Genomic DNA, 24620 nt, shown 5'->3' with positions numbered 1-24620 from the left:
GTTGCAGCTTTTCGTTGCAATATGAGCGATATCGCAACGGTTATTTACATGGATGTCAGTCGTTGGTTTAACTCGAAAGGATCTAAAAATAAGTTAGGTGTTGATTGTGTAAACTATCAATGCCTCATATTGTTACTAGCACAGGTCAATTTGGGATGGTGAGATAATTTTTGGAACAAGGAACAAGTTCAGTGACACTTAATCAACCTCCTAAGAGTGCGCTTTATCTCAAGGCGTTGAGTACCCAGTACCGACCTATACTGTGGTTTTTTGCCATTGCCTTGTTAGTGCTTGGATTGCTTTGTGCGAGGGCGGCCTGGTTACAACCCGAGCCCGTGTTACGGCTTGTGCTTGGTTGGGTGGCATTTTTTCTGTTGTTCCCTGTACTGCCGCTAGCGTTAGTTCGGCAACAATCTTGGTTAGATACCGAGCGACAGCAATTGTGGCTCGGTAAAGGTGTCTTCAATGGGAAGTTGCCTGGATTGTGGCGTTGGCGCGCCTATGCCTTTTCAGATATTAATGCTGTGCAACTCTATCTGCTACAAACAACCCATTGGCACCAGCTCGACCGTAACCGCCAAGCGGAAGATACGGTAGATCACTATCTCGCTTATTTACAAGTGCAGCAGCCTAAAGGGAGTCAACTGAAATTGGCTAACAGCACTGACAAGCAGGAATTACAGCAAGTTTTGCAGCAATGCGCGCAAGCGATAGGCTGTAAGTTTCAGGATTTTAGCAATAGTCCTCAAAAATCCCACCCCAAAGTGAGTGAATTTAATTTTATGCGAGTGCTTATTGCGCTTGTTGTTTTTATCTTAATAAACATCGCGATAGTGTCATTTATATGATTTTTGGGTCGATAGCATTTTCAGTCGATTCTTGATAAGGCACAAATACCTTGAGAGATGCGGGTTGAACTTCAATGGTGAGATCCGCGGGCTCAAAAATTTCGCCATCAATCACATATTTACACTTGGGCTCACTGCTAATACGCACTTTTTTTGCGTGGGCGTGGTGAACCTTGGTTGTGCTAGATGGCACGTTCGGTGGCTTTGACTGTGTGTCTTTATTGCCTTCTTTTCCCCATCCTGCAATGGCTAATTCGGCTAGGCTAAGGAGCTTGTCTGTCGGCTCTCTGCCGGCATCTAGCCAGGTAATATCGAGTAGGCCATCTGTCATATTAGGCTCGCCATCGCCCTGCGCTAATACGCTGGTAAACGGCGCGGGATTGGCAACAATAAGGCTATGGGTGGTCAATGTTGTGGGCTCGGCATCATCTAAGCTGAGCTGTATGGTTAAAGTGATATCGGCATTCACGGCGCGCCATAAGCCATCGAGGTAGGCAAACTGGCCGAGGGCATTTTTACGTTCACGGCTCGCAGATTCAATCATCTGCTGCTCAAAACCAATCCCCACAAGTAACAAGACTAATTGTTGATTACAACGAGCCGTATCTATGGCTTGATGATGTCCTTGGATAATATTGTCCAGCGCTTGAGAGACAGGAATAAGCTTACTGCCTAAACCAAATAGCGCGTGGCTGAGAGCGTTAGTGGTACCTAAAGGAATGATCCCTAAGGCGATGTCGGTGTTCACTATTTCCGATGCCACCTCTGTCACTGTGCCATCGCCACCACAGGCAATAATGATATCGGCGCCGCTACTACGGGCTTTTTTGGCGAAGGTATTTGCGCTGATATTTTCGCTGGTGAGCTTTAACGTTAGGTCAAAATAGGCTTTTAGTTCGTCTTGGATTTGCTCGCCATATTGTTGCCATTTGCCGCCGCCAGAGACAGGGTTAGCGATAATCCACGCCACTTTGTGGATGTTGATTTTGCCTTGCTTAAGCATGTGTTCAAGGGCGCGTAATTGCCATTTGTTTAAGCCCGCGGTTTTGCGAACTTGCTTTATTTGTTGCAGTACTTCGGCGAAGTTGCGCTGTTTATCTTTACAGACTAAATAGGCGGCGAGTACCAGTACTGAGCGGCCGCGCCCCATAGCACAGTGGATCAGCACCTGTTTATTGGCGCGCACTTGGCGATGCAACCAGTTAACGGCTTGATTGAGCTGGGCACTGGTCGGCACGCTATGGTCGAGGATGGGAATGTTCAAATACTCGATATGATCTTCAAACTGCGACCAATCTAAGCCATCAAACTCGGCGGTCACATCAAGAATGGCGGTAATCTTATTGGCTTTGATTTTCTGCAGATCCGCAGAAAATAATCGGCAGCCGAGATACAACTGCTCATCTATCTTTTGCATCGACGGCACAGAGTCGCGTTTTCTGGCCCAATGATTATACAGCCGACAGCCCAATAAAAACGGAATAAAGCCCCAGCGAATATACCAAGGGATAGTGCCATCTTGGCGCTTTCTAAAAATGCTGGCGAGATTAAACCAGTAGGCTGAACCGACTAAAAATAGCGACAGGCTTGTCCAAGCCCAAATAAAGGTGAGCAGGGGAGACGTACCCGTTACTGCAAAATAGGCGAGTAACACGGCACCCATAAAGTAGAAATATTTGATGTGGATTTTGCTTAGCATACGCGCCCTCCAATGCTGTATTTTTGATTTAACCGCTGCATGTTGAACGGCTGACTGAATCGGTGAATCGCGTTGTTAACATTAGATCAAAAGGGTGGCAGTAGATATGTCTATTGCCACCCTCAAGTTAGGTTAAAGGTCAGATTAGCACTTAGTATCTTTAGCCTTAACGCCTTCTTTCACTTCTTCACAGGCATCTTCAATGGCATTACCTGCATCAGTCATCACTTCATCAATTTTTTCGCCGGCATCTTCGGCTTTGTTATCGCTACAGGCGGTTAAACCTAAAGCGAGCAATAATGCCAGTGAGGCGCTTGTCATCAGAGTAAATGGTTTCATATACATCTCCTTTCTAAAAAATAATTAAAGTCGCGGTGACTTGCCCTTGAGGGCATTAATCAGCAGTGAAATCACGAGTAACACAATAAATAAGAAGAAAATAATTTTTGCGATACCTGCTGCGCCTGCTATTCCAGTAAATCCTAATAGTCCAGCAACAATGGCAACAACCAGAAATACTAATGTCCAACCTAACATATCAACCTCCTCGCTTAGTATTAATCCTTCTTATGACCGAGTGTGTCATTTGTAAGGTACGGCTAATGGTGAATTAGATATTGCGAACTTAATGCCAACTTTACATATTTTAATTAGTTTATTGATTTTTAAATGAAATTTCATTGGTTGATTTTAAGTTGGCGTGAATGTACTAAACGTAGTACAGGCAATTTTTACCTAAGCTTCGGTAAGAGTTTCAGTCAGAAAATAGAGGAGCACAGCATAAAAAAGCCGATACCATTTGAGTATCGGCTTAGATGAAGACGTCGATAGCAAGGCCGAGAAAGAGACAATACTTTGCGGTAAGCTGCCAGCACTTGCGCATTAACTATCATCGCCAGCAGCTTCACAGGGTCCTATTAAGCAGCATTTGTATGATATCTGTTAGACAGTACGGCAATGACGGCACAGCAAATACCATAGAACGCACCAAGACCTCCATAATATATTCCTGCTTCACCCGACGTAATATGCCCTGAGGCAAAAGATATAGATATTCCAATATATGCGCTTAAAAGACCCAGGGTGGCACCCGCTAACCCAAACTTACGACCACGATGAATGGATGCCAAAGTGCCAGCTGCGGTGGTATTAATATCTAGATTGCTTACGTTAATATCAAAAGCTGCCGCTAACGCTCTTTTTGATTCTAAAGAACTTGTGCCTTCGCTTTCTATTCTCTGAATAGTACGAATGCTCAGTCCTGAGATTGTGGCAAGTTGATCTTGTGACCAAGAACGTTCGTTTCGAAGCTTCTTAACTAAGTCTTTGTTTATCATCTGTTCCATTTTCTAGTTCCTAATAATGATTGCTAGAGGCTAATCATCATCCGAAACTCTTGATTTTAGTTATGACAACCTTACGTCAAAGTTACGACAGTGGCCCGCCAAGTTGTTTAACGCCGCCAACAGCGAGCAAATGTTAAGTTTGAAAGACGCAATGCTAGGCCTTGTTAAGTGTTCACCTCATAACCAAACCGAACCCCGCTTGATTAATGATATCTGTGCATTGTGATATGAACCACATTGCAGAAGCAGTAGGCTCATACTTGCATAGAATATTAATTTTAAATTCTTTACCCTTTGAATCTGGATTGGTTTCAAATATTTCACCAGACTCCAAGAAAGCCAAGTCGGTATTAATCTTTTCCTGTGTAGAAATAGATGCCCGTCATCCCATTCCAAATGATCTGAGAGGGTTAGCACCACGACACCTTCTTGATCTATTCCAATGGAGTCAACTGAACCTTGACCTTCTATGCTCATAGATATTTTACACTTATATAATGCGCATAATCTTACCTTCAATTACTTGGCGAGGTGACTCGCAAATTAATGATTTATAAGGAGCTTTGCACGATAGTAAATATCATTCTGGGTAGAAAGTATGCATCTGTATTACTACGTATTTTGTTTGGCGAATTGTTTATAAGATATTGAATATTAAGACTTGATTGAAAGTATTATTTGAAATAATGCACAAAACGATACTTTTGAATGACAAAAAACTTTATTCACAAATCATGTGGTATGTAGATTTTTGGGGAAGGGATATGTCCTATCAAAGTTTGCCTCGCAGCCCATTCTTAAATTAGGCAGCATGTATTCGATTGGTTGCAGGCGTGCATTGTCGCGGCAGTGGCCATCGGAAAAGGGACTTTTCCGTTGAGCCCCCAAGGATGGGTTTACGGCGTACCACTGGAGCGCCAGTGCTTAGCAGCATTGGCACAAACAGAGCCAATAACTCAAGGGATTAGATTGGTAATAAGGTCGGCGGCTTCGATTTAACGAGGTAGTGAAGAAGACTGCATCAAGTAGGGAGTTGAGTCCCTACTTGATGTCTCGATAGTCCGTTAGGGGTTAAAAACGATTTAGCGGTTTCCAGCGTTGCAGGCTAACTGGAATGCTAACCCCTTGGGATAACAGCAAGTTAATGCGGGATTGATACGCCGCGCCCACCATTAAATGTTTGGCTAAATCGACCGCATTACGGGCTTTATAGTCATCTAAATAACTGCCTTTTGCCCACGCATTAAATGCCCCGAGCGCAGGGCCTGCCCAAATTTGGTAATCCATTTCGCGGCCGATTTCACCTGTGTTTGACCAGCGGCTCGACAGACCCAAATACCAGCGGAAAATCAGCGCCATCTTACGTTTGGGGTTATCCAGTGCACGCTCGATTTGCTTAGGGTCACGTTCGTTAAAGTGGGCGACTGTGCCCGCCCAAATGTCATCGAGTGATGCGCGAAACACTTGCTCTTCGAGCTTTTTACGCTCGTCCGCGGGGATGGCATCAATTGAATCGTAACGGGTATAAATTTCATAAAGCTTATTGGCGCGCATTGGAAACAGAGTACCGCGCTTAACTACTTGTAATTTCACGCCCATTTCGAACATATCGGCGGCAGGCGCCATAGTTACATCGGCCATTTCTGTGGTGGCGAGTAACTTACGGGTGTGTTCGCTCGCGCCCGCTTCGACGCAAGCTTGGTTGATAGAACCTGTGACGATGAATGCCGCGCCCATGTTGAAGGTGGCTAATGCTGCATCGGGTGTGCCGACACCGCCGCCTGCGCCCACACGGATGGGCGTTTTATATTGATACTTAGCTTGGATTTCATCTTTGAGCGCCAAAATCGTCGGCAATAGCGTGACCAATGGACGATTGTCGGTATGGCCGCCAGAATCGGCTTCGGCTGTGATGTCGTCTGCCATTGGCACAAGTTGCGCCATCGCCATTTGGTCTTGGCTGATAAGACCATCACTCACTAATTGCTGGAGGATTTTGGCAGGCGCTGGCTCCATAAACTTAGTCGCGACTTCGGTGCGGCTGATTTTTGCTATGACTTTATTGCCAATGACTATCTCGCCATGTTCGTCGCGGCTCAACCCCGCTGCACGGTAATAGACGATTTGCGGTGTTAAACCTAAAAATGCTGAGGCTTCGACCGTGCGCACTTTATGTTTTAAAAACAGCTCAACGCTGCCGCGCTCTAATGCGGGCTCGCTTGGGCTGTGAATTAAGTTAAAGGCGTAGGGGCCATTGGGCAGCGCTGCTTGAATGCGGGTAATGGCTGCTTCAACGCGCGATGGAATTAACCCCGCCGCGCCAAATGAGCACAAAATGCCCGCTTGGCCTAGGGCGATAACCAGTTCTTCCGAGGCAATACCGTTTGCCATAGCGCCGGCGTAGTAAGCGTATTTGACACCGTGGACGCGGCGAAAATTACTGTCGCCTAAACTTTGGGTGCCAAGGGCAGGGGCAAAGGCGCTGACAGGATGTGAGCCCAATGGCGCTTGGCTGTCACTGGTGGTCACTTCGGCCGTTTGCGCTATGCCTAAGCCTTTTTCGCTGTGATTCACTAAGTAGCAGGCTTGGCTTAAGTCTTTGAGTTTTTTGCCTAATGAGTCGATATCAAAGCTCAGCTCTGCATCGTTGACTTGCCACGGCCAAGGGCTGAGTTTTTCGTTATTACTATTGAATTGATCTAGAGTATGGCTAGTCATCTTGGGTCTCGTTTTTAATGCTGCTGCGTTGCTATTACTTGAGTAAAAAGTTCGGGTGTAAAAAGCCAACGCAGCGGCAGGATTATTTTTAAGTGATTCAATAAATAGAATTTACCGCATTAAGCTTCTTCAATACAGATGGCGATATCTTTGACTTCATAAATCCGCAGGCCATCTTTACTCAAGTTGGCATCGCCCATAATGATGCGTTTGCCATTATCGTCAGTCACGCTGGTAATGTGTACATCCAGCGACATCTGCTTGTTTAATGGGTTGATTTGGCCGCGATACTTCCATTTGATATCCGATAATATCTGGCCGAATTTTGGACTCTTAAAGCCAGCGCCAAGGTCTTGGTCAATCGCATAGGTTTGCATCAGCTCGATAATCGCTTCAACCCCTAATGAGCCTGGCATTACCGGATCTTGATGGAAGTGGAATTGGAAGAACCAATCACTCGGGTCAATGGTGCGCTCGGCGTACAAATAGCCAAGGCCCGCTTTACCGCCGGCTTTCACTATTTCAGCCTTGTCGATAAAGTTAAGTTGACCGCCCGCTAAACGGTAATGTGGCTGACCTTTTGGTGCGTTAAAGCTGCGATGTTGTTTATCTAACAGATTGATTTGGCTATCGGCGGCTATACCATTTTGCACATGCCAAGGCTGAGTGATCTTGCCGTTGTCTATGCCGAGTTGGTTTTTGAGCGCATCGCCCTTGAAGTAACCAAATACCGCTTTACCTTGGTAGAAAGGCTCGCCATCGCAGCTTAACTCGAAGCTGAAATTCTGGATGATGTTGCTGCCGGCAATCACAGTCGATAACAAACGTGAGTCGTTTACGATTGTTTTACCGCGTAAATCCACATGGCGCAGCAGCTTACCGCTACCGTCCAAGTTGCGGAAAAACAGTTCTTGGCCGGGGAAGCCCAAGGTGGTGCCCATATAGCCTGAGATAAAGCCGTTTGGCTGCAGTGATATTTCCATCAGCACAGAATAGGGCATCACGGCGTGATGGCTGTTTTTATCGTAATACCAAGCATTTGCAGGCACTTCGTATTCGGCGATACACGAAGAAGGCTTTTTCAGCTCGCCGCGTTTGCCTTCAATCGCAATGACGCGAGTCGTGAGCTGTAAATCACCGCAAGGCGTGCGCGGTGGAATAAGGCCGCGATAGATGCTGAAATCAGGGCCGAAGCAGTTTTCGATATCGCCAGTGGCAAATTCGAACATGTGATACGGCGTGAACGGCAGGGTATCGGGCACACGGTTGGCGTACTTTAAATCCGCTGGTGCAATCGGCGCAGGTACATGCTTTAGCGGCACTACGCCTTTGTTGGTTGGCGCAGTTAAATCTGGCAGCTGCGCCATCAACGGCGCGGCGAACGATGCGGGTGTTGTCGAAACCAGCGGCGCAGCCGAAGCAGCGTTTTTGGCAGCATTTTTAGTCGTATTATCAGCTATGCTGGCATCATTATCCGCGAGGTAGCGGGTGCATTCGGCTTCTTCTTTGATCATCACCCCAAGGTTTTGGAAATCCACCACCACTTTGCCGTTGAGCAAAATATCGATATTTGCCTTAGCATAGGGGCGCGGGCTCATACCGATTTCAGTGATTTCCATACGATAGGTGAGCAGGCCAGATTGCGGCAACACTTGACCGCGACAGCGCACTTTTTGTGATGCGTTTTCTAGCGGCTGGAAGCGCCCGTCTTTTACACCTAGGTGCATTCCAATATGCAGCATAAAGAATTGCAGTAATTGACCACAGCCTTCGGCCATTAACGACCCCGCCATCACTTGGTCGCCCTTGAAATGACATGGGAAATACCAATGATCAGCTTCGAGCTGCTTATGACCTTGAACTGAGCCTAAGCCCCACGCGCCGCCATACACCTCAAGATGGCTGACTTGTTCAATCATCAGGAATTTTTCGGATGCAAAACATAAAGAGGGCTGCAAACCATATTGGGCTCGATGCGCCGCGTGTGCGCCGCCAAAACAGCCACCGATATCGGCGCCGAGCAGTTTATGGATTTGGCTGTAATCAAATTGGTTTTGCGCGCAGTTCAGTAACGGATTAAAGCGCGGCTTATTCGGATTGTTCAAGGCGAGGTTGCGCGCCTTGATTTCGGCTTCGGTGTGAATAACGCCTTTACCGTCGGCCAGTTCCTTGTCGGTGAAGAAGCCGGCGCAGCCGCCATCCATTTTCAAAATCAGCTTGTCGCCCACAAAACATTCGTAAGAGAAGAAGAACAACAAGGTATCGCCATTGCGGGCAAAGTGATTGATGGAAATGTCGTAGCGCAGGGTGTCGCCACCGCGCGGTAAGTCGCCAAGGAAGGTCAGGGTGCAATCGAGCAGGCGATAAACGCGCTCGCCCTTGTTTTCAAAGTCGATACCTAAGTAGCTGATCAGCATCAAGTCACATTGACCCGATTCAACTGCCACGGCCCACGGAATTTGACCATCGACCAAATACGGCGCGTCCACAGGAATATCGTATTCTGTGGTCATAGTGCAAGGCTGATATTGGTTCATCTGGGCGTTTAATTTCGTTACCCGAGATACCAGTAAATAGTCTGTGGTTGGCAGACGTACACGGCGCGAATAGCTGTCTATAATGGCGTAATCTGGGCCAAAGACCTTAGCGATATCCCCTTCGGCGTACTCGACCAAATCCGCATAATCCCAAATACAAGGCTTGTTTATCGGCGTTGGCGGCGTGTACTCAGGCACTTTTGCATGGTTTGGATAAAGCGCTGCTGGGTTTGCCTCTGAGTTAACAACTGGAGCTAGCTCAGGTGTATGAGCAGATGCATACGCTGGCGCCTGAACAATGGCTTGCTGTTGCACTGACGTCGCTTGGCCAATCGATGCCAGTTCGCCCTTCAGTTGGGCTTTCATCAAGGCATCGGCCAGTTTCAGGCCTTGCTCACGGCTTTGTAAAAAGGCTAAATGGGCTTCACGGGCGAATTGCTGATTACGTATAAATGCAGCGTCTTTTAGCTCTGCTTGAGCGGCGTTGTTATTGGGCGTGCTTAGGGCATTCATTGGCATGCTGCTTAATGTCTCTTTTTGTAGAGCCGTGGTTGGGCTGCTTGTTGCAAAGCGATTAGTGTCTTTGCTCGCTATTTGGGCCAAATACTTGCGTTGGCTGCGCGCTGGCAATGCCGTCATGGCTTGGGCTTTTTGTTGTATTGCACCAAGGTCAGCGAGCGGCGTATCCAGGATATGCTGATAGATATCGCGGCCTCCGAGTGTCACTTGTTTTATTAAGTGTTTTTGCTCTGAAAGCGTTAAGTCTTGCGCGAGTCTTTGCTGCAAACGGTGCGCTTGCATGGCACTTTGGCTGAGCAATAACTGCGCGCACTTACCTTGGCTAAAGGTGGCTACGAGCGCGTGCTGCGCTTGAGTGTTCTGTTGCGTTTGGTTTTTCAGCTGAACTTGATTTTTCAGCTGAAGCAGAGCGCTCAAGATACTCGCCATTCCCGCGGCAGCAAAGTTGTGGCCTAGGGTGTTTGCGGCTTGGCTGCGCTCACTCACACTTGGCAGCAGGGTGTTGGGTGTCAGCGCAGGCTCGCTGAGTTGCTCAACCGCAATACTGGTTTCAATCAAGCTAATTTGGCTGCTATTCACTTTGGCTTGCGTTAACAAGTTATCGCAAATTCGCGCTGTGCTGCTGTTGCCTTGTGGGTCACAAAGATCGCCAAATACTTGGCCGCTAATGTGACCATAACTGTCGCCATAGCTGCTATTGGCATTGTCAGCGGCAGTGCTTGGCTGGGCTGCACTTGATTGCGCTGTTGTGAGCACTAACGCGCCGGCACCTTCACCGACTTTCCAGCCAGTGTCTGTTGCATTCAATGCCACTGGTGATACAGCGTTTTTAAGCACCACTTGCTCGAGACTGCCACTTAAATCGACGGCGGCGATCACTACAGCATCTAAGGACTCTTGGGACAACAGGTTTTCAGCCACATCGATACAGCGGGCGACTGACAATTCTGCCGCCGAAATGGTAAAGGCGGGGCCGTTAAAGTCCCACAGGGAGGCGATACGTGACGCCATGATGTTGCCAATAAAACTGGTATATTGGTTCAGTTTGGCGGCATCGAGCACGCTATCCATGGCGATTTTTTCAAGGGCGAGATACTCAGCTTGCGTGAGTGTTATCCCTTGTTTTTTAAGGCTGTCTGCCAGTTGAGTGTGCAGATTCACTCGGCCACGGAACTGGTGTAATTCCAGCTCTGTTTCCATCGCCACTAATACGGCCACCTTGCCACCTGGCTTTAGGTTGGCATCGCGGATCGCTTCATCGGCCACTTTGATCAGCAGTAGTTGCTGGGAGATCAGGCGATCATCCTCATTGGGCGGCACTTTAAAGCGCAGGAAGTCAAAATCGAACTGGTCGATATAGGCGCCCTGCGGTACAGCAGGCAAGCCAAAGTTAGCTAAGATGTCAGGATGTTTATCTAAGCCTTTCCAGCGTTTAGCGGGCAGTGGAATGAAGGCGTTTTGCTGAGAGCTAATCGCGTTATCCAGTGCATTAATCGACGATAAAGGCCCGAAGTGCGATGCTAAGCCAATGATAGTTAATGGCGTGTGCTGATAACTGACTTGAGCTGCACTCTGCGTATGCTGACTACTGATTTTTGTCGGTACATAGGATTCCAGCAACAAATGCGCGTTACAGCCGCCAAAACCGAACACGGAAACACCCGCATGGCGGCGGTCATTGCCAGCTTTATCGGGCCACGCATGCATTTCTGTCGGGAGATTTTTACCGCTAAACAAACCCTTAGGTGAGGATATCGGCGTCGATAAGTTAATACTGGGCGGCAAGTGGCCCGAGCGCATGGCAAAAATCATCTTCATGATCCCCGGCATGCCTGCGGCCGTGAGTAAATGGCCTAAGTTGGATTTTGCCGAGCCGATAAGTGGCACAGCTGAGCCCGCGAGTTTGTCCTCGAAGAAACGTTCCATCGAGGCGAGTTCGACCTTATCCCCAAGCGGCGTGCCCGTGGCATGGCATTCAATCACTTCGATATTGGCGGGCAGTGTGTTTGCCGCACTGTAGGCGCGCTCGAAGGCTTGCACTTGGCCCTTGCTGTTGGGGCTTAATACAAACTGGCCTTTACCGTCGTTCGACAAACCAATACCGCTGACGACGGCATAGATGTTATCGCCATCGCGCTCGGCATCCTCCAAGCGTTTTAACACCAGCACCCCAGCGCCTTCGCCGGCGAACAAGCCCTTGCTGTTGCTATCAAAGGGCGCCGAAATACCGTGGTCTGGATAGGCGTGGAAAATCGAGAATCCCATGTTGATAAAGAAGGGATCGGCGCCCGAGACTGCGCCCGCTAGCATCATATCTGCCTTGCCTGTGGTCAGGTAATCGCAGGCGAGTTTGAGTGCATAAACCGAGCTGGCGCAGGCGGCGTCCAGACTCAACTGAGTGCCACCTAAACCGAGTGCATCGCTGACCAGTTTTGAGGCTGTGTGGGCAACCGCGCCATTGGCGATGTTTAATGCTTGGCTATTGGCATTGAGATTGTTAACTGAGTTGCCAAAATCAGCCAGCTGAAACGTGCTTTGATTCAGTTTGTTTTGCAGCGCCTTTTCAACGGTTTGGTGATACAGAGGCAAAAATAATTCGTTGGAGCGGGCCGTGGGGAACGACAAGGTTCCCATTACAATACCTGTGCGCGCCAGTACTGCATCGCTTGGTGCAATCCCTGCGTCTTGCAGGGCTTTACGACTGCAATCGAGTGCCCATAAAAAGCTTTCATCTAAACCGTCAAAGGCGGACTCAGGCAGTTGATAGCCCTTGGCATCAAACTGGAAGTGTTGGATGTAGCCGCCCTTATCGCAGTAAAAGCGGTCAGATTGACCTTGCACACCTTGGTAATCGGCGGGATTGGCATTGAGCTTTTCGCGACTGATTTGGGTGCGAGAGTCTTTTTTATCCAGCAGATTTTGCCAGAAGGTTTGTGGATTATCGGCGTCAGGATACTGAGTCGCGAGGCCGACAATCGCAATTTTTGACGCACTTTTTGATGCGCGGTTTGACGCAATGGTAGGCACGGTAGTTTTATCAATAGTAGGGGAATGCTGAGAACTCACTGGGGTTCTCCTTTTGGTGATACTGCTGATGATAAAGGGGCTGCGTTAGCACTTAATGGCGTTATTAGCGGCGCGAGCGACAGCGGTGTTCTGTGACTTATCAGCTGAGCTAAACACTTGAGTAAGCTAGTAATCGCGTCGGCACCTTTGGCATTGCAGGCAATGGCGGCTGTAGTTGCGTTCTCGGTGCTTTGGCCTGCATGGGCATGGCCGATTTTATCTATGAGCGTGCTGGTTTGCCTATCGGCGCCCACTTCGACAAATAGCCTTGCACCTTGCTCGGTGGCATTTTGAATGAGGGCACTAAAGTCGAGTGGCGAACAAAAGGTATCGGCAATCGCGCGGCCGATGCTGTCGCTATCCACTGCCACTGGCGCAGTTTGCGCTGCGCTGATAAAGCGAATTGGGGAATCTTGCGCCTCAGGTTTCAGCGCTTGCGTATAGAAATCTTGTACTTGCCCGTGGACTAACATGGCGGGCGCGGTATGCATGGCTGTGACGCGATTGGCGGCAATGCCGCGTTTGCCTAACGTGGCAAGCAGGACTTTGCAGCTTGTTTCGCAGCCAGCAATGACGCAGGTATCACCTTGAATGATGGCTAAGTAAGCGCGAGGGAACTCTGGTAATAATGCCTTGATTTCATGGCTACCTGAGCGCACCACAAAGCTGTTCCACACTATGGCTTCATCATCCGCAAGCTGCCATGCTCGGCGCACTGCGGTTAGCTCACCAGAAATCGCATGGTTGAAAATATCGCTATTTTCGGTGGCGTTGATCATAGCATGGGGCGTTTGCCACACATTAAGGCTTGCCCACATGGCGGCTTCACCCATTGAGTAGCCCAGCGCCATTTTTGGCTGAATATTAAAAACTTGGGTGAGCAATTTAGTGAATAGGTAACTGGCGCCCACGCCGCTAATCGCTTGCTGACTTAAGCTCATGCCAGCTGCAGTTTTAACATCTGCCGCATAAATTTGCGGAGATTGCAGCATGGCGCTTAAATCGCCTTCACGTTCTAGCTGGTGATACAGCGCGGGGAAATATTCATGCAAGTTATTGAACATATTGGCGTAAACCGTGCCAACGCCGGGATAAACAAAGGTCAGTCCTGCATCCCCTAGCGGCTTAGCGGTAAAGCAGCTGCCTGCTGGGGTCTTAAAGGCTTGACCCTGATGACGCACTGCATCATTTTCAAGCGCCGCAAGCATGGCGTTGGCTTCAAGTTTGAGGTCGTCACTTGATGCAGCCATCAAGACTAATGCCAGTGGCGCGTTGGCATCATAGTGTTCAAACCAAGCTTTGAGTTGCTCAGCGCGAAAGTCAGCGCGAAAGCCGGCGCCATTTTCCAGTGTGCCCGCACTATTTTCTAGAGTGTTAGCTAGTTGCAATACTTGCGCTATGAGTGAATCAATACTGTCACCACTTATCGGCACAAACAGCCGGTTTTTATCAACAAGGGCTTTGGGCACGATAACTTGTGAGCCTTGGGTCAGCACTAGGCTCTGGCAAATATCTTGGCCTGAATCCAGCAAGGTATCTGCTGGGTTTGATGTTGTTGCCGCTAGATTCTTTGTTACAAGATTTAGACATAAAACCCGCGCTTGATGTTGGTCGCTAAACCAATAGCCAGTTTGATGATTGGTGTCGTTTGTCTGTTTTATATCAGTAGTGCCTTTAAGCGGCGCTTGTGTTCGCGCAGCGAGGGCGGTTACGCCTTGGCGCAGCGCAACAAATGCCTCGTTGAGAGTGTTGGCGACGAGTTGATGCTGAACGGTTTGTGCAGGGCTGCGCTTTGCCGCCACTAACGCCGCATTTGCAACAGCCGCTGCATTAGCAACACCAGTAGTTTCGTTGCCAGCGGCAAAGCCAGCGATAAACGCGTGGGCGTGGAGGCGCAGTTTGGCGGCGCGTAAACCATCGAGCAAATACAGAGACTGGGGTAGATTGCCATTATTGAATTTAAGTTCAACGAGCTTGCCTTGCTCAATGGCTGTTGTTGCTTGGCTTAATAACGCAGTGAGCGACCTTTGCTCATGCACTGACGGTTCATGATCTGTCGATTGGTTGGCATCGGCAGCGCAAATCTGAACTCTTTCACGTTCCGCAAACGTCCCTAATACTTGGGCTGAGTGAGGATCGAGGTTGACCGCGTCGCCAAGCAACACTGCAATACGCAGTGGCTTGGCAAGCTTTTCAGTCATAGCAGTGTCAGCTATCGAGGTTTCAGTTTGGCCGCTATGTAGAGTTGCTAAAGTGTGGGCTAAATTCACTCGACTTTTGCCTCCACACTTTCAATGGCTTTATTCGCAGCGGTTTGATTAGCCGCAACTTTATTAGCTAAGAATGCACCGTTAAGGTTTTTGCTGATGGTGACTTTGGCGTTGTTCATCTCGCAGCTTAAGCGGCCATCTTGATGATACAGAGCAATATTGGCTTCAAGGGCACGGCCAGAGTGTTTCACCACCTCGAGCACTAAATGACCTTTATCGCCAAAGGCAAACGGCGCATGGGAAATAAACTCACCAATGCTTGATGGCAAACTCGCCGCGCCATATTTGAGTCGTGCCCACACTAGCATTGCCTGTAGCAACAAATCTTCCGCAAAGGCTTGTGAGCCTTTTGGGGCAAGATTGGGCACAAAACTCCCGCAGTCTGCTAACGCAAACTGGGGTAGGCTCACCTTGGCGACTAAGCTCGCATCGTCAAACTTCACTACAGACTCAATACCTTGCAGTCTTGGGCCGTGGAAAAGCGTGCCGTCGCTGTAAAGGCTGCTCGCGGTTGTGATGGCAGAAAGTCCTGCCAAACTGTTCGCGTCAAAAGCAGTTGCTTTGCTGTTAGTGGCTAAGTTATCACTCGCCGCGTCATTAACAGCATCATCAACGACTAGGATGGCCTGATATTGCGGACGACCTTCAAAGCTGATTAAGGCACTGAATTGTCCACTCAAGCACTCGTCAGTATCTTTCGCGGCTTTATCCGTTAACGTAATCGGTGCAAGTTCAAGTTCTAGCGTGATGGGGGCTGCACTTTCTAACACTCCATTTTGTAACACGGCAGTGTCGAAAATAATGCCCTTCAACAGCTTGTAGCTTTGCACTTTGACAGGCTGCTTGAGCACATCAAAGGCGGCTTCACGCATCCACTGAATCGCGCACACAGTCGGTAATACGGGATTACCGTTAATGCAGTGATCTTCAATAAAGATCATTGCCTTAGGGTCCAGTGTGCGCTTTAGTTTTACAGCTTTAGGCAAAGCATGCGGATCCGACGCGTCAGTGGTCAGATCCGCTTCAGGCTTTTTTAGATTGCTACCTTCAGTCTCTTGCAATTTATTAGAAGTGTCGTCATGAGGTGCGCTGCCTTGCATGTCAGTACCGACCAGCAATTGTGCGCCTGTGTTGCTCAGTAATTGGCTCGCAAATAACTCAGCACCCGCCTTTAACGGGATCACATAAACACCGCGATCGATAAACATCTTTTTCAGCGCAGGATTCACCATGCCGCCGTCCCACGGACCCCAATCGAAGCTCATCACTTTGGCATTTGGCAGTTGCTGCGCCAGTTGCAGTGCGGCTTTGTTGAGTATGTCGTTGGACATGGCGTAATCGCTTTGGCCGGTATTACCGTAAAAACCCGCCGCCGAAGAGAACAGGGCGATCAGTTTTACTTTATCTAAATCCAGTGCGGCAAGCAGATTGCTAATGCCTGTGACCTTAGTGCCATACACCCGTGCTAACTCATCTAAGGTTTTGTCTTGGATGTGTTTATCGGCGAGTACGCCCGCACCATGGATGATGCCGGTAATAGGTGATAACTCGGTAATCGGCACTATCGTGCTGGCGATCGCGTCTGGATTGTTAACATCGAGGCTTAAGTACTCGGCGCTCGCGCCCACAGCGGTAAAGGCTTGCAGTGCGGCTGCAATTTCTAGGCTGCTTTGCACTGGCCATACTAAGGCATCTACTTGTTTTGGTGTGGGTTTCTCGCCCAAGCTTTGAATGTGGGCAATGGCAGCGGCTTTAAGTTCACTGTTATTCTTACCCTGTGCCCAAGCGGGAATGGCTTGTTGGCTGCTTCTGCCAGCAAGGATAAAGTGCGCCTTGCTGCGTTTGGCTAAACTTAGCGCACATTCAAAGGTCACGCCTTTTGCGCCGCCAGTCACCAGAATTTTATCAGCACTGGTCAAGTAAGCTGCGCTGTGGCGGGTATCTGCCTTGCCTGCAACTAAGGTCACGCGTGCCAGTGTTTCTGTTGCGCCAGCTTCACTCACACCGACTTCTAATAGCTTATCGGTTGCGAATAACTCAGCGATGACCGCATTAGCCAGTTGCTTGGCATCAAGTGCTGGCGCGATATCTAAGGCGCGGCAATGCACGTTCGGCCACTCGTGGCTCAAGGTTTTAGTCAGACCTGCCAATGCCGCTTGGTTTAACTCGCTGCGGGCAATTTGGCTGTGGTTAAGATAACCAAAACCACCGTCGATACGACTGACGCTGATAAAGCTGCTGCCAGTATTGGCCGTTGCTGCTGTTGTTAAAAGCGGTTGTAAGTGCTTGGCGAACAAGAACGCTTGCTCGACCGACGCTTTGGCGGCACTGGACAACACTAAACCTTTCGCATCGGCTGAGGTTTTATGTTGTGGTTGCAGATGAATAAAGCCTGCAACTGTACCTAAGCTTTTGATCTCATTAATTACTGCGCTGATACTGGCATCGTCAATCGCCGCCAATGTGAAGCTGGCAATGTGGCTATTGAGCGATGATGCACTGGCTATAAGGCTTTCTGGCGAGCGCACAACCGCAACCGTTAGACCTTGAGCATGCAATTTCTCGGCAAGTACGCCAGCATTGTGACCATCATCGCTAATGATAATGCAGGCATCTTTAGCAAAAACGCGTGTTTGAGCTTGTTGCGCTGATTGCTTTGACGATTGCTGTGGCGATAGTTGCGTTAGCTCAGCCGCCGCTGGCAACTTTTTTAGCACCACCTCACTGTGTGGTGGTAAATCATGGGGTGGCAAATCGATAGCCGGTTCAGCCGCGACAGCGCTAATTGGCGCTACATTCTGGCCTAGTTTGCCTTGCCCTAAATCTTGCGAAAAGAGCATAACGATTTCACCTAAGGTGCGACACTCGGCCAGATCGTCAGGATTCAGCTCAGGTAAGCCTGGTAGCTCGTCTTGTACTGTGCCTAAGATTTCAACGCGCTTGATGGAATCGATACCTAAATCGGCTTCCATATCCATGCTCAGTTCTAGCATTTCAGTGGGGTAGCCTGTCTTGTCGGCCACCACTGACATCATGGTTTGTTGGACTTTTTCAGCGCTTAAACCGTTATTCGCTGGAACTTGTGCTGGCGTTGCTTCAACGTTTGCCGCTGGTGCAACTGCTACCGCGCTAACTACTGGCAATTTGCTGTTCATGTAGTCAACGATTTCGCCTAAGGTGCGACACTCGGCCAGATCTTCAGGATTCAGCTCAGGTAAGCCCGGTAGCTCGTCTTGCACTGTGCCTAAGATTTCAACGCGCTTGATAGAATCGATACCTAGATCGGCTTCCATATCCATGCTAAGTTCCAGCATTTCAGTAGGGTAGCCTGTCTTGTCGGCCACCACAGTCATCATAGTTTGTTGAACTAATGCAGCGCTTAAACCGCTTGCGGCAGGAGCGGCAATGGTTTGAGCAACTGGCGCTGCTGTCGAAGCAATAGTTCCCGCTGCAGGTAATTTGCTATTCATATAGCTAACGATTTCACTCAAGGTGCGACACTCGGCCAAATCTTCTGGGCTGAGCTCAGGTAAACCCGGCAGCTCGTCTTGCACTGTGCCTAAGATTTCAACGCGCTTGATGGAGTCGATACCTAGATCGGCTTCCATATCCATGCCAAGTTCCAGCATTTCAGTCGGATAGCCCGTCTTGTCGGCCACCACAGCCATCATGGTTTGTTGTACTAACGCAGCGCTTAAACCGCTGGCGGCGGGCGCGGCAATGGTTTGAACAACTGGCGCTGCTGTCGAAGTAATAACCCCTGCTGCAGGTAATTTGCTATTCATATAGCTAACTATTTCACCCAAGGTACGACACTCGGCCAAATCTTCTGGGCTGAGTTCAGGTAAGCCTAGTAGCTCGTCTTGCACTGTGCCTAGGATTTCAACGCGCTTGATCGAATCGATACCAAGATCGGCTTCCATATCCATGCCAAATTCCAGCATTTCAGTGGGGTAGCCTGTCTTGTCAGCCACCACAGTCATCATTGTTTGTTGCACTAACGCAGCGCTTAAACCGCTGGCGGCAGGCTCGGCTGTTGCCACTTGAGTTGCCACATTTGCAGCAGTAATAGGCGCTACGATAATTGAACCCACTGCTGGAAGCTTAGAGTTCATATAGTCAATGATTTCACCTAAGGTGCGGCACTCAGCCAGATCTTCGGGGCTAAGTTCAGGTAAGCCCGGCAGTTCGTCTTGCACTGTGCCTAAGATTTCAACGCGCTTGATAGAGTCGATACCTAAATCGGCTTCCATATCCATGCCAAGTTCTAGCATTTCAGTGGGATAGCCTGTTTTGTCGGCCACCACAGCCATCATAGTTTGCTGTACTTTTTCTGCACTTAAACCGTTCATTGTTGTTGCCACAGGTGTCACTTCTGGCATCACCACAGCAGGCATGACTAATGCGGGTGCGGCAGGCGCTGCTGGCGCAACTTGTACTGTCACCTCAGGCGCATAAGCAACGGGAGCAGTTTGCACAACAGGTGTGCTAAACGCTGGTCTTGTCGCAACAGCCTGAGCCGCGACTGGTGCGGCATTGTGTGCCACTGTCGATGCAGCAACAGGTGCAGGAGCAACAGGTACAGTTGCTCGTGGCTGACTTGCAACCGCAGGGGGGAAGTGAATCGGCGCATTGTTTAACATAGCCAAGGCCGCTTGGCTGCTACTGCTTTGTAGCTGCATAAATTTGGCGTGGCTTTGCAGGGTTTGCGCTTGATGCTGGTGGAACATTTCCATTGAGCGTTGCAGGCTTTCTGGGATTGCAATGCCAAGGCTCGTCATCTTGGCTTGTTCTGTCATCAGTGTCGTGAAGGTATCGCCATATTGCTGCGGGATGGCTAAAAACTGTTGATGTAACTGCGCCGCTTGAGATTGTGCGCTGAAAAATGCCGTTAACGCATCGCCGCTGACGCTTGGGTTCAATTGCGCCGTCGCTTGTTGCTGGTGATTGCTTAAGCCTTGCGTAACGCTTGAGGATGTTTGTTTCATTTCAACAGTTGCCACTTGATTCGCTTCCACTTCTATTATTTTCTCAACCACTTTTTCGACTATGACTTCTTTCTCAACGATTTTTTCGACTTCTTTTTCGACAACCGTTTCAACGATGCGATCCACATATTGCACTTGGCTAGTCACGCTGCCTGTGGCGAGAGATTTCGCCATCTTAGCTTGAGTTGCGGCACTGATGTGGTTAGTGGCGGTGAGTTTGATGTTCATCGCCGATGGCGCTTCACGCTCGGCAATCTCCTGTGACGTGACGGCTTGATAGGGGTCAACCTCAGTTAATGCCACACCGGCTACTGCGAGTTGCACTGCGGCTAAGCGTAATTGACTGTCACTGTCGCCCTTAGGGTTCGGGTTCATGCTGACAAGGCAAAGCTCATTTAAGTGTTCACTTAAGGTATTTTCAACGAGCTTTTGTAGTATGTTCTTAGGGCCAAACTCAACAAACACACGGGCGCCAGCATCATACATGGCCTGCAGTTGTTCGCTAAAACGAACCGATTGCAGCATGTGTTGTTTAAATTCTGCTTTAATCGCTTTGCCATCGCTTGGGTGCAATTGACCCGTGCCGTTGGCATAAAGTGCGATTGCAGGCGCGCTGAATTTAGCTTTATCAATGGCCTTGGCAAATGGCTTTTGTGCGTGTCCAACCAAGGGGGTATGGAACGCGCCAGAGACAGGCAGGGCGATTGCTTTAAAGCCCAGTTCGCTAATGGCTTTCGCGGCCAGCTGAGTTTGCTCTGTGCCACCTGCGATGACTAATTGCGTCGGCGCGTTGTAGTTGGCAATTTTAACGCCATCAAACTGAGCTAAACAGCAATTAAGCGCATCGATATCACTCTTTTGTTTGAGGATGATGGCGAACATCTTGCCTAAATCGACTTGAGCGCCAGTATCATTTGGCGTTTGCGCCATTGCGTGTCCACGGGCGAAGGCCAGTTCGACGTAATCAACACTCGAAATCACGCCTGCCGCGCACAGGGCTGACAGTTCACCAAAGCTGTGACCTGCCACCATATCGGGGGTAAAACCCGCTTGAGTTAATAGCGAATATTGCGCCATTGAAACCGCGCCAATGGCGCTTTGGGCGAACAGGGTATTGGTCAGCGCCGCTTCTTGGGCTTTAACCGCATCGGCATCGAATGCCGGAATAGGATAAAGGATGTTGGATAACGGCGTTTGGCCGTGGTGAGCAAATACTTTATCGCTGGCCATCACTTGTTGGCGCATTTCAGGGAAATGGCAGGCGAGTTCGCGGCCCATGTTCAGGTACTGTGAACCTTGACCGGCAAACAGAGCGGCCACTTTCTTTGATTCATCTTTAGCGAGCAAGGCATGGGAGCGGTAGCTGATCCCAGAAGGTAACTGCCACGCCTCGCTGGCACTGGTATCTAGGTGCCCGCTTTCTAAATGCGCACTGCTTTCTAGATGAGAGATGGCTTGATTCAACTGAGCTTGCAGCTGAGCGATATCCTTAGCCACAAAACCTAAACGGGCATCTGTGTCTGCCAGCGCGCGCAGCGGATATTGCTGAGCGATAGCGTTCAGGCTCACAGCGCTGCTCTTATTGGCGTTCGTATTCACGCTTTGGCTCAGCGCAGCTTTTAACTCGCTAAGCAGCGCAGCTTTATTGGCGGCGGCAAATAATAGCGTTTGCGGCACACTGCGCTGACGGTACTGCTCATCACGGCTGTGCTCGGGTTTGTATTCTTCTAATACGAGGTGGAAGTTAGTGCCGCCAAAACCAAAGGAGCTTATGCCAGCACGGCGCGGCGTACCGTCAGTGCGTTGCAGCCAAGGGCGCGTTTCGGTATTTAAATAGAATGGTGAGCTTTCGATATTCAGTTTTGGATTAGGCTGGCTGACGTTAATGGTCGCAGGTAATACCTTGTGGTGCAGCGCCAGCGCGGCTTTGATCACCCCCGCAGTACCTGCGGTGGACTTAGTGTGGCCCACTTGGGATTTTACTGAACCTAACGCGATATGTTGATTTGTGTCGTTGCCTTGGGCAAATACTGATTTTAAGCCGTTGAATTCAGCCACATCACCTGCGGCAGTACCCGTGCCATGGGCTTCAACTAAGCCAATGCTGTGCGGGGCAAAACCTGCATCGTCGTAAGCGCGTTCGAGAGCTTTGGCTTGGCCCTCAGGGCGCGGTGCATAAATACTCTTAAACTTACCGTCCGATGAGGCGCCAACGCCTTTGATGACGGCATAAATTCGGTCGCCATCGCGCTCCGCATCTTCAAGGCGCTTAAGCGCGACCATGCCGATCCCTTCGCCGATCATCATGCCTTTTGAATCGATATCAAAGGGTTGAATGGTTTCGTTAGTGGTGAAGGCTGGCGTTTTTGAGAAGCTCATGTACATGGACGGCGAGTTATCGGTACAGACACCGCCAGTGATCATCATGTCGCTGCGACCTTCGGTCAGTTCAGTTAGCGCCATACGCATAGCGGCAAGCGAGCCCGCGCAGGCAGCATCGACCACACAGTTCATGCCGCCAAAATCAAAACGGTTGGCGATACGGCCTGCAATCACGTTGCCTAAGGACCCAGGGAAAGAGTTCTCTTCCCAGTGGATATATTGGTCTTGGAACTTTTTGATCAGCATTTCGCTGTCTTCATCGCTCAGGCCGCTGCTTTTGAATACTTTTTTAAGCACTGGATATTGCAGGCGCGAGTTCAAGCTCTGACTGATTTTTTGACCACCACCCACGCCTAGGGTGATGCCGATACGATCACGATCATAATCGGTGGGCAGATTGGCGTCGGCAAGCACTTCTTTGGCGACAATCAGCGACAGCAGTTGCGAGGTATCTGTCAGCTCAAGAATATTGGGTGGCAGACCAAATTCCATTGGATTAAAGTCGACTTCTGGTAAAAAACCACCGCGTTTACAGTAGCTTTTATCGGCTTTGCTTTTGTCGGCATCGTAGTAATCTTCGGCGCGCCAATGGGTGTCTGGGATGTCAGTAATGGCATCGATTTTTTCGCTGATCAAATCCCAAAATTTATTTAAATAACGCGAGTTAGCGAAGATGCTTGCCATGCCGACGATGGCAACAGGCATATCTTTCAAACGTTTGTTGAGTCGTTTATCTTTTTTTGACTCAGTCGCAGAATTAGGTACAGAAGGGGTATGGCTCATAAAGAGTCTCCACGGGTCGACCTGGATACGGTGACCTTGTTTTGGGATCCAGCCGCGTTTGTCTTTGGCGTGCCATGGGCACCGGGAAAACGGGCTAAGAAGGTGTGATAGTTGCGAACGAGCAACTTTCGTAAATGAAACGGCCCATGTCTGAGGACATAGGCGATATATCTATTGGTCGCTTGGGTATTACTGTCTTGATAAATATCGAGGTAAATCCAATCACTTGCTGTGTCTACGCCTAATAGTACTGAGCTTGGAGCTTGCTCAGTGAGCTGCGGCGGTATGGTGAGAGACACCACTTGCACCACAGTATTGCCGTCGGTACTCGGCAATGCGAGCGCCTTAGCCAAGGTTTCTGGATTGACCGTATAGGTTTGGATATCGCTGCCTTGCGTCACAGGCAATTGATTAAAATAGCGTTCGGGGACTTGCGGTGCTTCAAATTCATCGAGCCGCGATATGCCATAGCGCTTTAAGCAACGGGCAAGACCGGAGCGCGACACATTGGGATTAATAAAGGTTTGGGTGACGTTGAGCAATCTATCTAAGGTGAGTTTGAGTTGATAGCGTAATCCCACCACCACATATTCTTCCATCGGCGTGAGCGTGGTATTGAGGTGATGGGGAGTGTTCGAACTGTTACTAATGGACTCACGCTTCCGCCATTTGCGGACTGTTGCCTCAGTAATATTTAAAATTTTTGCCAGATGGCTGACGCTCAGATCCGATTGCTGGATAAAGAGTCGCATTTCAGGCGTGGTGGTGGCGTTGCGATGCCGAGGTGTGCTGTCTTTTTTCGCCGCTTGAGTCGTGCTCTTGGGGGCGTAAGACGGCGCTTTAGATTGAGAGTCGCGAGCTGCCATTAATAATAATTATCATCCGACATAATCTATTGGGACTGAGAAGCCATTTTGGCTGAGTCAGCTGTGGCACTCTTGAAGAACATAGTGACACTCATCGTAAAACCTGTGCTTATCATCTGTGTCACTTAATGGGGATGCAGATTACCTGAGGTTTCGGGTCGATACAATCATCTGGGACTGGAATTTATTGGCTTTCGTTGAGTAATGGTATTTTCTGTGCGTTACGTTGGGTTTTCGCTGACCGCTTGGGCTTTTTAATACTTTGATAGTGGAAGAATTAAATTTTAGGGGCGATAAAGACCGCTTTTTTGAATTAGCGGGGTAAAATAGCCCTATATTGGCTTACTGCCCTTTCGTCATGAATGAGACTGTGCGGCTAAACCTGTTAATTTGGGCGCAAAACCTTGGCGCAATTGCAGCAAAAATTTACGCTTAGGATGGCGTTCAGGGTCGTTCTAAGAATTGCTCTAATTAGAGAGTTGCTCAGAATTGAACTCGGGCTTAGTTGAAACTATTTAAGATGCATAATGAACTCAGATAACGATGAACCCAGATAAGAGTGTTGCTAAGTGCTCTCCAAAAAGCCAGACAATGATAA

General features: G+C 49.2%; 11 protein-coding genes and 1 pseudogene. 1 reads left to right on the top strand and 11 read right to left on the bottom strand.

The window, feature by feature from the left end; genetic code table 11:
* Positions 1–191: 191 nt before the first annotated feature.
* Positions 192–848, top strand: coding sequence for a hypothetical protein (locus Q4Q54_RS02975; protein WP_012088707.1), 657 nt, complete (start codon positions 192–194; stop codon positions 846–848).
* On the opposite strand, the gene Q4Q54_RS02970 is transcribed toward Q4Q54_RS02975, so the two are convergent.
* The 11 genes and pseudogenes from Q4Q54_RS02970 to Q4Q54_RS02920 all read right to left on the bottom strand — a co-directional run bounded on the left by Q4Q54_RS02970 (position 841) and on the right by Q4Q54_RS02920 (position 24022).
* Complete coding sequence (locus Q4Q54_RS02970; RefSeq protein WP_311904968.1) at positions 841–2547, bottom strand: diacylglycerol kinase family protein; 1707 nt, start codon at positions 2545–2547, stop codon at positions 841–843. The two genes, Q4Q54_RS02975 and Q4Q54_RS02970, sit on opposite strands and share 8 nt — an antisense overlap.
* Positions 2548–2691: 144 nt before the next feature.
* Complete coding sequence (locus Q4Q54_RS02965) at positions 2692–2886, bottom strand: hypothetical protein (RefSeq protein WP_006080946.1); 195 nt, start codon at positions 2884–2886, stop codon at positions 2692–2694.
* Positions 2887–2910: 24 nt separating this feature from the next.
* Positions 2911–3084 (bottom strand): DUF1328 domain-containing protein, encoded by a 174-nt coding sequence (locus Q4Q54_RS02960; RefSeq protein ID WP_311904967.1) that lies wholly within the window; start codon positions 3082–3084, stop codon positions 2911–2913.
* Positions 3085–3464: 380 nt separating this feature from the next.
* Positions 3465–3893 carry a helix-turn-helix transcriptional regulator gene (locus Q4Q54_RS02955; RefSeq protein ID WP_107946940.1) on the bottom strand — a complete coding sequence of 143 codons (429 nt, stop codon included), beginning with the start codon at positions 3891–3893 and terminating at the stop codon, positions 3465–3467.
* 172 nt (positions 3894–4065) lie between these two features.
* Positions 4066–4227: a DUF6572 domain-containing protein gene (locus Q4Q54_RS02950; protein WP_310796070.1), complete on the bottom strand. Its 162-nt coding sequence runs from the start codon at positions 4225–4227 to the stop codon at positions 4066–4068.
* Positions 4228–4310: 83 nt separating this feature from the next.
* Positions 4311–4370, bottom strand: a pseudogene (locus Q4Q54_RS02945) (hypothetical protein); the annotation flags it as partial.
* Between the two features lie 594 nt (positions 4371–4964).
* Positions 4965–6611, bottom strand: coding sequence for an eicosapentaenoate synthase subunit PfaD (gene pfaD, locus Q4Q54_RS02940; protein ID WP_311987659.1), 1647 nt, complete (start codon positions 6609–6611; stop codon positions 4965–4967).
* 119 nt (positions 6612–6730) lie between these two features.
* Entirely contained in the window at positions 6731–12733 is a 6003-nt protein-coding gene (locus Q4Q54_RS02935; protein ID WP_311987658.1) for a beta-ketoacyl synthase N-terminal-like domain-containing protein, read from the bottom strand.
* Positions 12730–15003, bottom strand: a complete 2274-nt coding sequence (locus tag Q4Q54_RS02930; protein WP_311987657.1) for a PfaB family protein — start codon at positions 15001–15003, stop codon at positions 12730–12732. Before Q4Q54_RS02930 ends, Q4Q54_RS02935 begins: the two co-directional genes overlap by 4 nt.
* Complete coding sequence (locus tag Q4Q54_RS02925) at positions 15000–23156, bottom strand: polyketide synthase (RefSeq protein ID WP_311987656.1); 8157 nt, start codon at positions 23154–23156, stop codon at positions 15000–15002. Before Q4Q54_RS02925 ends, Q4Q54_RS02930 begins: the two co-directional genes overlap by 4 nt.
* A complete protein-coding gene (locus Q4Q54_RS02920) occupies positions 23153–24022 on the bottom strand; it encodes a transcriptional regulator (RefSeq protein ID WP_311889270.1) in 870 nt (289 codons plus the stop codon). Before Q4Q54_RS02920 ends, Q4Q54_RS02925 begins: the two co-directional genes overlap by 4 nt.
* Between the last annotated feature and the right edge of the window lie 598 nt (positions 24023–24620).

Origin of the sequence: Shewanella sp. SP2S2-4 (genome assembly GCF_031932025.1) — a bacterium.
In the GTDB taxonomy this organism is placed as follows: Bacteria; Pseudomonadota; Gammaproteobacteria; order Enterobacterales; family Shewanellaceae; genus Shewanella; species Shewanella baltica.
Note: the sequence above shows the minus strand (reverse complement) of the source record. Positions and strands in the feature narration are given on the sequence as shown.